The organism is Geodermatophilus sp. CPCC 205506, from assembly GCF_051383635.1.
Lineage (GTDB): Bacteria > Actinomycetota > Actinomycetes > Mycobacteriales > Geodermatophilaceae > Geodermatophilus.
In genome coordinates, this window is the sequence record NZ_JALPKP010000093.1 from 1 (window position 1) to 10,676 (window position 10,676).

Consider the following 10,676-nt stretch of genomic DNA (forward strand, 5'->3'; position numbering starts at 1 on the left):
CGCGGTCAACAAGGACCCCGAGGCGCCGATCTTCGAGCTGGCCGACTTCGGCGTCGTCGGCGACCTGAACACCGTCGTGCCGCAGGCCACCGAGCAGATCGCCGCCCGCAAGGGCTGAGGAGCAACGGCCAGGCCACGGCCCGTTCGGTCTCACCTCGCTCCAGCCGGTGATCGTGACCGGGAACTCCCTGACCATCGTGGTCGAGGACATCCAGCTGCGCCGCGTCTCCGCGCCCCGGTGGGCGGGACGAGCGCTATGTCCCGGGCGCGGTCGATCGGCTCGCCCCTGAGGACAGGCCGGGTCTTCCATCGAGGGGGCGGCCCGTGTTCTCCCCCGATCCCCAGACCCGCACCCGGGGAGGAGCCTGGGTCGGGCATCGCCTGCCGGATTCTCGACCCAGAGGAGACGTGACGGAATGCCGACCACCTTCCTCAGCGAGAGGGCGCGCCGGAGCTACACCGCAACGCTGTGGTGCGACAAGGTCCTCACCTACGAGGCCCCCACGTTCGTTCCCGACGTGGGCGAGATCGTCCCGTGTCGTCGGCACGGCTTCTGCGCGGTCAGATCCCGGGAGGGGGGCGATGGCCGTGGGGAGGCCACTCCTCGCGCCGGCTACCGCAGGTCACACGGGGAGATGAGGGCCTTCCTCCGTGGACGCCCGGACACGACGATCCACGCGCTGAGACGAAACGGGTTCTCCTTGCGGCTCGTCGCCGCGGCTCAGAGAGACGGACTCGTCGACGTCGACCTCGTCACCGGCAGAGTGGCCGCCCGCGTGCCCGTCGACGAACCCTGATCGCCGCCCACGTCTCCTCCGACGTCCTGCACTCGTCCGATGGGAAACTCCACGGGGCGTCAATCCGCAGCGTCACCCGGCCGCACGCTGGTTCCCACGGCGTAGCGATGCCGATCCATGTCCGACTCTGTGAGTGCGTGCGCTCTTTGATAGTCCGAGGAAAAAGTCAGGTCCGGATCGGATTCCCCGTAGCCGGACAGCACCGAGAAGACTTCTTCGACGCCGAGGGGGCGGAAGAACTGAGGTTCTGCGGCCCTGCTCGCCAGATGCTCGGCCAATTCGCTGCCGAGGATGGAACTCGAAGCTCGAGCACTCTCGGCAATACTTCCGACCGCGGTCGAGGATGGCGTGACGACCACGTCGGCGCCATCTAGACCGGCCCCGAACGGATCGAAGGTATAAGCCGTCTTCAGACTCTCGCGCAGTCCCTCTACCGTCTCTCGTGCCATCAGGCCTCGCGCCCTGGGCGCCTCTTCGATGAGCAGGCGCGTGATGCCGCGGTCGTTGACGGCACTGACGATGGACTCAGGGCCCTTGCCCACGATGACTTCCTTGTGCTCCGGCCAGACGTCGATCATGCCGTGGTAGCCGTGCAGATCTCCTACGTGGAAGACGAAGAAGTTGGGGTAGGCGTAGAAGTCCTCGGACTCCGCGAGTCTGATCTCGTAGAAGCGGCCGACGGCGGCCAGTAGCAATCCAGCTGCTCGGAGAGACGATCCCGCGGTGCGGCTGACGATCCCAAGTCGCTCGTTGCGGTCGAAATCCGGTAGCACGTCATCGAATGTCGCAGCGTTTCCCCGGACAGAGTAGGTGAACTCGCGAGTCTTCATCAGCCGACTGAGATGCATGGCACCAGCCTGAGAGTCGCACAAACTCGTGGCAAGTGCGCTGTGCACAGCAGTTCGAGCGCGCGTGTCGGTGATCCTCCGACGATCGCATGTAGCTGGCGATCCGGGGGCCATGGCCATGAACTCGCCGCCCGGAGTGATCACCTGTCACGCACGGCGGCCACATGCATGCCGTTACCCGCCCGACACTGTCCCCTCAGGCCACCTGAGTCTGGCGCTGGGGCGTCCGCCACCGTTGTCGCAGCGTGTCAGGTGACGCGGCAGACCAAGCGGTCGACATGCCTGACAGCCGAGGCAGTCCGGCGATGTCGTCGACCCATCGAATGTGACTGGGGGTCAAGGGGTCGCAGGTTCAAATCCTGTCAGCCCGACAGCGGGAAACCGCAGTTCAGGGGCCGTATCCGGAGAGATCCGGAACGGCCCCTGGCCGCTTGCCAGGGCGGTGTGACCCCCACTGATGACCACCATGAGGTCACGCTTGGTTCTCGTGCGACCCACCACGCCGAACTCACACCGCGCTGAAGCCGCCGTCGACGGTCAGCGTCGTCGGCCTTGCGTGGGCCAACGCCACCGCGCGGCGCAGGTCCCGGCCGTCCCGGAGCGGGTCGTGCTCGACCGACGCGACGTGGGTGCCGGTCACGTACAGGCTGGCCGCCATGCCCGCAGCGTCGGCTCGTCGCATGACGCCGGTGCTGCAGCTGCGCAGCGATCCTGCGCTGGTCCGCGGGGCGTTCGGCACCCGCTACCCGTCGAGGCGTTCAGCCCGAGCTCCGGCTCGGCGTTCGATTCTGACGATTCTGCACTGAGCGATCCAGCAGGGCAACCAGGAGACTCGCTGGAGAAGTACCGGAGAAAGTCGCCGACTGGTGACGTCCACCGAGCGGACCCGGCCCCCGCGGCAGAGGTCCACAAGCGTGTCCCAGGCGGCACAAGGACCCGGTTGACGTCAACGGGTAGCACGCGGCGGGCCTTCGAGGGCGACCGTGCGGTCGCGCAGGCGGCGCCGGAAGGCCATCGAGCCCAGGGCGGCGCGCAGCCCCTCGACCGGCCGGCACGAGGCGGACGCCCCAGGAACGACCAGCACCTCGACGAGGTCGGCGGTGCGCGCGACTTCGAGGACGGTGATCGGGCCCAGCCGCCGCGCGTAGGCGGCGATGGCGCGCTCGTCCGGCCGACCCTGCCGGAGCGGCAGGGCCAGCGCGGCGGCATGGCAGAGCCCGTCGGCCAGGGAGTCGATCGCGTCGGCCTCGGGACACGCCACCCAGGCCATCGCCCCGGCCGGCAGCTCCGCGGCGCGCACGTCCACCAGGGCTTCCGTTGCGGCCGATCGCCGTCCCCGCACGACCACGGTGTCCGGCGCGCACGGGGCGCCGGCGACGGGCGCCACCAGGACGGCGGTCCCGGCGGGGAGCTCTCCTGTACCGGCGGGGATTCGCAGCACCGCCTCCACCTGCACGAGCGTGGTCAGCGCGCCGGCGCCGCGGGGCAGGGGGGCGGCGACCAGTCGCTCCTCGGCGGTCCGCGGGTGGGGGATCCGGGCGAGCCGGACGCGGACGTGGTCCTCGACGTGCTCCGGTGACCGGAGCGCGACGGCCAGCCGGGCGGGGATCGCGCGCTCCGTGACCGGATCGCAATCGCGACCCAGGAGCCGGTCCAGCAACGGCCGCACGAAGCAGGCGAAGGCCCGCTCGGCCGATCCCGGGTAGCCCGGCACGCCGACGGCGGGCACGATCCGCTCGCACTCCAACACCCCGAGGAGGACCGGGTGCCCGGGCCGCATCGCGACGCCGCGCACCGCGACCCGGCCCAGCCGGTCGAGAACCGAACCGGTGTGGTCGTCGCGTCCGGCGCTGGAGCCGGCGATCACCAGGACCAGGTCGGCGCGTTCCGCGGCGTGGGCCAGGGCCGCGGTGATCCGGTCGGGGTCGTCCGGGACGACCGGCAGGGCCAGCGCCGTGCAGCCGGCGTCCTCGGACAGGCCGGCGAGCATCAGCGAGTTGGTGTCCAGGATCTCGCCGGGGCGCAGCGAAGAGCCGATCGGCCGGATCTCGTCGCCGGTCGGCACGATCGCCACGACCGGACGGCGGCGCACGCTCACGGTGGTGTGCCCGACCGCCGCGAGCGCCGCCGCGTCCACGGGCCGGATGCGGTGCCCGGCGGGGAGCACGACGGCCCCGGACTCGACGTCCTCGCCGATCCGCCGCAGGTGGCGGCCGGGGGAGGGCCACGGGCCGGTGACCACCGCGCTCCCGCCGGGCAGGAAGGCGACCTGTTCGCGCATGACGACCGCGTCGCGGCCGTCCGGCACCGGGTCGCCGGTGTCGACGCGGTCGAACTCCGCCGGGCCCAGCTCGACCGGCCCCTCGCGCGGGTCGGGGCCGCTGGTCACCGCGATGCCGTCCATGGCCGCGGCCCGGTAAGCGGGCACCGGGTGCCGGGCGCGCAGCTCCGCGGAGGTGACGCGGTCGCGGGCGGCGTCGACCGTCACCGTCTCGCCGCTGACGGCGGGATGCCAGCCCGCGGACCGGCAGGTGTGCATCCAGGCGCTGAACGCCGCGGCCACCGGATCGGCCGGGACAGCGGGCGGCGTGGTGGCCCGCGGTGCGGCGCAGCCGCAGGAGGGGTGGTCGTCGACGGCCCGTGGCTGGGTGGCGGTCACTCGCCGCCCCTGCGAACGGCGTCAGCCGCTGGTGGTGCCGAGCTTCTCGTACGGCTCGGTGACCGTGCAGGGAGGGCGGGCTCGCCGCCGACCTCGCAGGGCTCGTAGTCCTCGGCAGAGACGGCCGAACGCGCGTACTCCAGGGCCTGCGGCATCGTGGGCATCCCGTGCTCCTCCGGGTCGGGGACCGAGCGGTGCGCACCGGGGAGCGACGCCGGGTGGAATGGCCGAGGCGCCGGTGCAACAGCCGTCAGGGTGCCATTGTCCGGTCGCGGCGGAAACCGCCGGAATGGCGAGGCCGGCGGCCGTCCAGCGCTCTGAGCTGGAGCGACATGCCCGCGAAACGGCGCCGACGCGGCGATTTTCGATTCATCTCCACACTTTCCGGTGCCGCGGAAACGGTGGCCATGGACGCCGTCCCGGCGCGCGCACATCTTCATTCCTCCGACACACCTCTGTAACGCCGGATCGGCTGAGATGACAACCTCGGACCCCGCTTCCGCACGGGCCGGTGGTCGCCCATTCCGTCTCTTCCGTGGAGGTCCTCCCGATGACGCTCGCACCCGATGCCGGCCTGCGCGGCAAGGAACTGACGATCGTCCGCGGCGCGTGCCCACACGACTGCCCGGACACCTGCGCCATGCTCTACACCGTCGACGACGGTCGGCTCGTCGACGTCCAGGGCGATCCCGACCACCCGATGACCAAGGGGCGCCTCTGCGTCAAGCTCAAGAACTTCCCCGAGCACCACTACCAGGCCGACCGGCTGATGCACCCCATGCGCCGGGTGGGCCCGAAGGGCGCCGGAGAGTTCGAGCCGATCACCTGGGACGAGGCGCTCGCCGAGATCAAGCAGCGCTGGACGGCGATCATCGACGAGTACGGCAGCCAGGCGATCATGCCGCACGCCTACCTCGGGCATCAGGGCGTGCTCAACGGCCTGACCTCCGGCGACGCGTTCTTCAACCGGCTCGGGTCGACCGTCGCGGAGAAGACCTACTGCGAGTCGGGCTCCTCGACCGCCTGGCACATGACGGTGGGGGGCACCGGCGGCCTCGACGTGGAGTCGATGGTGCACGCGAAGTACATCGTCGTCTGGGGCATGAACATGACCAGCACGAACATCCACGGCTGGCCGTTCATCCTGCAGGCGCGGAAGGAGAACGGCGCCAAGATCGTCGTCATCGACCCGGTCCGCACCCGCACGGCGAATCAGGCCGACTGGCACATCCCCATCCGGCCCGGGACGGACGGCGCGCTGGCCATGGGGCTGATCCACGAGATCATCGCGCAGGGGCTGACCGACACCGACTACGTCGAGCGGTACACGGTCGGCTACGACGAACTGGCCGAGCGCGCGGCGGCCTACCCGCCGGAGCGGGTCGCGGAGATCACCGGCATCCCCGCCGAGGACATCCGCACGCTGGCCCGCGAGTACGCGACCAGCCAGCCGGCGGCGATCCGCCAGGGTGTGGCGATCGAGCGCAGCCGTGGTGGCGGCCAGGCCATCCGGGCCATCACCTGCCTGCCGGCGCTGGTCGGAGCCTGGCGACACGTCGGCGGCGGCACGATGGAGATGCCGATCTGGGAGTTCCCCACGCTGTTCGACCGGATCTGCATGCCGCAGTGGATCCCCGAGGGCACCCGGGTGGTCAACGAGCTGGACCTGGGCATGGCGCTGACCGGCGAGATGGCCCTGGACCCGCCGATCAAGTCGTTGTTCGTCTACAACTCCAACCCGGTCTCGCAGGGCCCGGCGCAGACGAAGACGATGCAGGGGCTGATGCGCGAGGACCTCTTCACGGTGGTCAGCGACCACTTCATCACCGACACGGCGCGCTTCGCCGACCTCGTGCTGCCCGCGACCATGCAGGCCGAGCAGCTCGACATCATGGTCACCTGGGGCCACCTCTACATCTCGCTCAACCAGCCGGCCATCGCCCCACCCGGCGACTGCGTGCCCAACGTCGAGCTGTTCCGGCGCCTGGCCGCGACGATGGGGTTCGACGACGACTACTGGAAGCGCACCGACGAGGAGATGCTCGTCGACTTCCACGACTGGGACGCCCCGGCGCTGCAGGGCATCACGCTCGAGACGCTCAAGCAGACCGGCTGGGCCCGCCTCGACGTCGGCCTGCCGGGCGAGCGGGCGCCACACGCCGAGGGCAACTTCCCGACCCCGTCGGGCAAGTGCGAGTTCCGGTCGAGCCTCGCTGAGGGCGGCAACTTCGTCGTCCCCGTGTGGCGGTCGATGTACGAGGCCATGCAGCCCGGCGGCTACGTCGACCCGCTGCCGGACTACGTGCCGCCCTTCGAGTCGCCGGAGTCCGACCCGGAGCTGGCCAAGCGGTACCCGCTCAACATCGTCTCGCCCAAGCCGCACGCCTTCCTCAACAGTCAGTACGCCAACGCCTCGGACAAGCAGGCCGTGCAGGGCGAGCAGCGCGTGTTCATCCACCCGGCCGACGCCGCCGACCGCGGCATCGTCGGCGGGGAGACGGTGCGGGTGTTCAACGACCGCGGCGGCTTCACCGGCCCCGCCGTCATCGAGGACGCGCTGATGCCGGGGGTGGTCATGGCCAACGTCGGGCACTGGCAGAGCAGGAGCTCTGGCAGCACGGTCAACTCGATCACCGCCGACCGGCACAACATGCTGGGCAACGCGGGGGTGTACTCGGACAACCTGGTGGAGGTCCGGAAGGCCGGGGACCCCCCGGCGCTCGTCGTCCCGTGACCGCGGTGGCCCCGCCGGGGCATCCGGCCGGCGACGTCGCCGCGCCGGCCGCTGCCCGCGCCGTCGTCGACCGGCGCGTGCGGCAACAGCAGGACCTGCGGATCTCGGTGACCGACCGGTGCAACGTCCGCTGCACGCACTGCACGCCCCGGAAGGCGCTCGGCCCGGCGCGCCGCTTCCTGCCGCGCCGGGACCTGCTCGACGTCGACGAGCTGGTGCGGGTGGGCAGGGTCCTCGAGGCGCTCGCGGTGCGCAAGATCCGGCTCACCGGTGGGGAGCCGGAGCTGCGGCGCGACGTCGTCGAGCTCGTGGCCCGGCTGGTCGAGGTGACCGCCCCGTTCTGCGGCAGCTGTACCCGCGCCCGGGGCGCGCTCGCCGAGGAGGCCGGACCGGCGCCGGCCCGGATCGCGATGTCCTGCATCGGTGGCTGAGCCGCCGGCCCCGGAGACCGATCCCAGCGGCGGGTTCGTCCGGGTGCGCGGTGCCCGCGTGCACAACCTGCGCGACGTCGACGTCGACGTCCCGCGCGACGCGCTGGTCGCGTTCACCGGCGTCTCCGGGTCGGGAAAGTCGTCCTTGGCTTTCGGCACGGTGTTCGCCGAGGCGCAGCGCCGGTACCTGGAGGTGCTCGCCCCGCACGCGCGCCGGCTGATCACCCAGGTGGCGGCCCCCGACGTGGACGACGTCGGCGGCCTGCCCCCGGCGGTCGCGCTGCGCCAACAGCGCGGCGGTGGGGTCACCGACCGTTCCACGGTGGGCAGCCTCTCGGCGCTGTCGAACACGCTTCGGTTGCTGTTCTCGCGCGCCGGCACGGCGGCGCAGGGCGCGCCCCCGCTGGACTCCGAGGCGTTCTCGCCGAACACGCACGCGGGCGCCTGCCCGGCCTGCTCGGGGCTGGGCCGCACGTACCGGACCACCGAGGAGACGCTGGTCCCCGATCCGTCTCTGAGCGTCCGGCAGAAGGCGATCGCGGCCTGGCCGGGTGCCTGGCACGGCAAGAACCTCCGCGACATCCTCGGCGCCCTGGGGCACGACGTGGACCGCCCCTGGCGGGAGCTGCCGCAGGAGGAACGGGACTGGATCCTGTTCACCGACGAGCAGCCGGTGGTCACCGTGACCCCGGTCCGCGACGCGACGACGGTGCAGGGCCCCTACGAGGGCACCTACACGAGCGCCCGCCGGTACGTGCTGCACACGATCGCGACGACGAAGAGCCAGGCGCTCCGGCGACGGGCGTTGCAGTTCGTCGAGACGGCGGACTGTCCCGCGTGCGCCGGCCGGCGGCTGCGGCAGGAGGCCCTGGCGGTCACCGTGGGCGGGCACGCCATCGACGAGGTGACCGCGCTGCCGCTCGACGAGCTGGCCGCGCTGCTGACCGGAGCCGACCTCGCCTCCCCGGTCGGCAAGGGTCTGGTCGAGGACCTGGTGGAGCGCATCGGGACGCTGACCGGGCTCGGTCTGGGGCACCTGACGATGGCCCGGCCGGTGCCCACGCTGTCGGCCGGGGAGCTGCAGCGGCTGCGGCTGGCGGCGACGGTCAGGGCCGGCCTGTTCGGCGTCGTCTACGTGTTCGACGAGCCCTCCGCGGGACTGCACCCGGCCGACACCGCCGCCGTCGTCGAGGTGCTGCGGCGACTCCGGACGGCGGGCAACTCGGTGTTCGTCGTCGAGCACGACATGGCCGTGGTGCGGCAGGCCGAGTGGCTGGTCGACGTCGGGCCCGGCGCCGGGGTCGCCGGGGGTCGGGTGCTGCACAGCGGGCCGGTGGCGGAGCTGGCCGGTGTCGCCGCCTCGGTCACCCGCCGGTACCTGTTCGGGGGAGCCCCGGTGGCGCCGCGGCCGGCGCGCGCCCCCGACGAGCACATCACGCTGCGGGGGCTGTCCCGCCACAACCTGCGCGGCATCGACGTCGACCTGCCGCGCCGGGTGCTGACGGTCGTCACCGGGGTGTCGGGCTCGGGGAAGAGCAGCCTGCTCGACGAGGCGGCGGCCGCGCTCGAGGGCGGCGGGTGGCGCGTTGTCCGGCTGGACCAGACCCCGATCGGGCGCACCCCGCGGTCCAACCTGGCTACCTACACCGGCCTGTTCGACGCCGTGCGTGCGCTGTTCGCCGCGACCGCCGAGGCGCGCCGCCGGGGGTACGACGCCGGCCGGTTCTCCTTCAACCGACCGGCCGGCCGCTGCCCCGACTGTGAGGGGGAGGGGTGGGTCAGCGTCGAGTTGCTCTTCCTGCCGTCGCTCTACGCGCGCTGCGCCACCTGCGACGGAGCCCGATACAACCCGCAGACGCTCGAGGTGACCTACCGGGGAGCGACGATCGCGGAGGTCCTCGACCTCACGGTCGAGGAGGCCGCCGGGTTCTTCATCGCCGTGCCCGCGGTCGGCGGCCCTCTCACGGCGCTCCGAGACGTCGGCCTGCACTACCTGCGGCTCGGGCAGCCGGCGACCGAGCTGTCCGGCGGCGAGGCGCAGCGGCTGAAGACCGCCACCGAGCTCGCCCGGCCCCGCCGCGGCGGCGGCCCGGAGACGGTCTACCTGCTCGACGAGCCGACCACCGGCCTGCACCCGGCCGACGTCGAGATGCTGGTGACGCACCTACACCGCCTGGTCGACCGGGGGGCCACGGTGGTGGCGGCCAGCCACGACCTTGTGGTGATCGGCGCGGCGGACCACGTCGTGGAGCTGGGGCCCGGCGCTGGGCCCCGCGGCGGCACCGTCGTCGTCACCGGCCCGCCCGGCGCCCTCGCTGCACACCCGGACAGCGTCACCGGCCGGTACCTCGGGTGACGTACCGCTGGGTGGTGTAGCTCGCGGCCGTGCGGAGGTTCTGCGGGTTGGACTCATGACGCGATCAGGGCCGGCTGCGCCACCTCCTCTGCGGAGTCGGAGCGGCCGGCGAGCAGCGCCATGGAGCCCTCGGCTGCAACGGTCACCAGCGGAGCGCCTCGTCGAGCCGGTCGGTCGCCTCGCGCTGCTGGGCGGGACCTACGTGGCTGTAGATGTCGGCGGTGACGGCGTACGAGGAGTGTCCGAGGTGCTCCTGGACGACCTTGGTGTGGGTGCAGGCGGCCAGCAGGAAGCTCGCCGCGGAGTGCCGCAGGGTGTGGAGCGTGACGCCGCGGAGGCCGGCACGCTCCGCGAGGACCTCGAAGCGCCGTAGGACGGTGCCGGGTCGCCCATGACGTGTCCCCTCCAGTTGCCGTCCCGGTTCGCCGACGTGGAGCGCGGGCCAGACGCCGACGACGCCCGTGCGCCAGTGCGCCAGTGCGTCGACGATGGGGGAGCGACCTCGCGTTCTCCTGCAGTTCCGCTCCGGGCAGCGAGGTCCTGTCGACACGACAGGGGAGCTCGAGCTCCAGTGTCGAATCGTGCGCCACGTCCGCGGGTGTCCGAAATGGTCAAGGAATCTGACTGGAACGGTGCAGCCTTCCCACCTCACGGCCCTCACAATTATTGCATACGGGGTGGGGCGCGAATCCCGCGCCCAAGGCTCGTGCCGGTCCTCCAGAGCATTCCCATGCACTTCGGCACGCCGCGAAATGGCAACTCTTCCGCTCCGATTCAGCCTTCGACATGGAGAATTGACATGCACTTCCTCGACGATTCCCTGTTCCCCGAGAACCAGGAGAAGCTGGTCA

8 protein-coding genes are annotated in these 10,676 nt (G+C 71.8%); 4 read left to right on the top strand and 4 right to left on the bottom strand.

Translation table 11 applies throughout. The features are described 5' to 3' along the window. Positions 1 to 416: 416 nt before the first annotated feature. Positions 417 to 797 (top strand): hypothetical protein, encoded by a 381-nt coding sequence (locus tag MY520_RS27395; protein ID WP_436695860.1) that lies wholly within the window; start codon positions 417 to 419, stop codon positions 795 to 797. Between the two features lie 59 nt (positions 798 to 856). Here the strand turns inward: MY520_RS27395 and MY520_RS27400 are convergent, their stop codons facing one another. The 3 genes from MY520_RS27400 to MY520_RS27410 form a co-directional block, all read right to left on the bottom strand. Next, on the bottom strand, positions 857 to 1,627 hold the full coding sequence (locus tag MY520_RS27400) for a hypothetical protein (RefSeq protein WP_436695861.1): 771 nt from the start codon (positions 1,625 to 1,627) through the stop codon (positions 857 to 859). Between the two features lie 526 nt (positions 1,628 to 2,153). Further along, positions 2,154 to 2,303, bottom strand: a complete 150-nt coding sequence (locus tag MY520_RS27405) for a hypothetical protein (protein WP_436695862.1) — start codon at positions 2,301 to 2,303, stop codon at positions 2,154 to 2,156. A gap of 288 nt (positions 2,304 to 2,591) precedes the next feature. Further along, positions 2,592 to 4,304 (bottom strand): molybdopterin molybdotransferase MoeA, encoded by a 1,713-nt coding sequence (locus MY520_RS27410; protein ID WP_436695863.1) that lies wholly within the window; start codon positions 4,302 to 4,304, stop codon positions 2,592 to 2,594. Positions 4,305 to 4,854: 550 nt separating this feature from the next. On the opposite strand from MY520_RS27410, the gene MY520_RS27415 reads away from it, so the two are divergent. From MY520_RS27415 to MY520_RS27425, 3 genes are read left to right on the top strand one after another with little or no spacing between them, the layout of a single operon-like run. Continuing rightward, positions 4,855 to 7,038 carry a molybdopterin-containing oxidoreductase family protein gene (locus tag MY520_RS27415; RefSeq protein ID WP_436695864.1) on the top strand — a complete coding sequence of 728 codons (2,184 nt, stop codon included), beginning with the start codon at positions 4,855 to 4,857 and terminating at the stop codon, positions 7,036 to 7,038. Then, positions 7,035 to 7,469, top strand: coding sequence for a radical SAM protein (locus tag MY520_RS27420; RefSeq protein WP_436695865.1), 435 nt, complete (start codon positions 7,035 to 7,037; stop codon positions 7,467 to 7,469). Before MY520_RS27415 ends, MY520_RS27420 begins: the two co-directional genes overlap by 4 nt. Further along, complete coding sequence (locus MY520_RS27425) at positions 7,462 to 9,825, top strand: hypothetical protein (RefSeq protein ID WP_436695866.1); 2,364 nt, start codon at positions 7,462 to 7,464, stop codon at positions 9,823 to 9,825. Before MY520_RS27420 ends, MY520_RS27425 begins: the two co-directional genes overlap by 8 nt. A 142-nt stretch (positions 9,826 to 9,967) precedes the next feature. On the opposite strand, the gene MY520_RS27430 is transcribed toward MY520_RS27425, so the two are convergent. Further along, on the bottom strand, positions 9,968 to 10,375 hold the full coding sequence (locus MY520_RS27430) for a tyrosine-type recombinase/integrase (protein ID WP_436695867.1): 408 nt from the start codon (positions 10,373 to 10,375) through the stop codon (positions 9,968 to 9,970). Positions 10,376 to 10,676 lie beyond the last annotated feature (301 nt).

What these genes read in the sequence shown, in the direction of transcription:
- MY520_RS27395 (WP_436695860.1), top strand. Translation starts at nt 417, where the DNA reads ATGCCGACCACCTTCCTCAGCGAGAGGGCGCGCCGGAGCTACACCGCA.
- MY520_RS27400 (WP_436695861.1), bottom strand. Translation starts at nt 1,627, where the DNA reads ATGAAGACTCGCGAGTTCACCTACTCTGTCCGGGGAAACGCTGCGACA.
- MY520_RS27405 (WP_436695862.1), bottom strand. Translation starts at nt 2,303, where the DNA reads ATGGCGGCCAGCCTGTACGTGACCGGCACCCACGTCGCGTCGGTCGAG.
- MY520_RS27415 (WP_436695864.1), top strand. Translation starts at nt 4,855, where the DNA reads ATGACGCTCGCACCCGATGCCGGCCTGCGCGGCAAGGAACTGACGATC.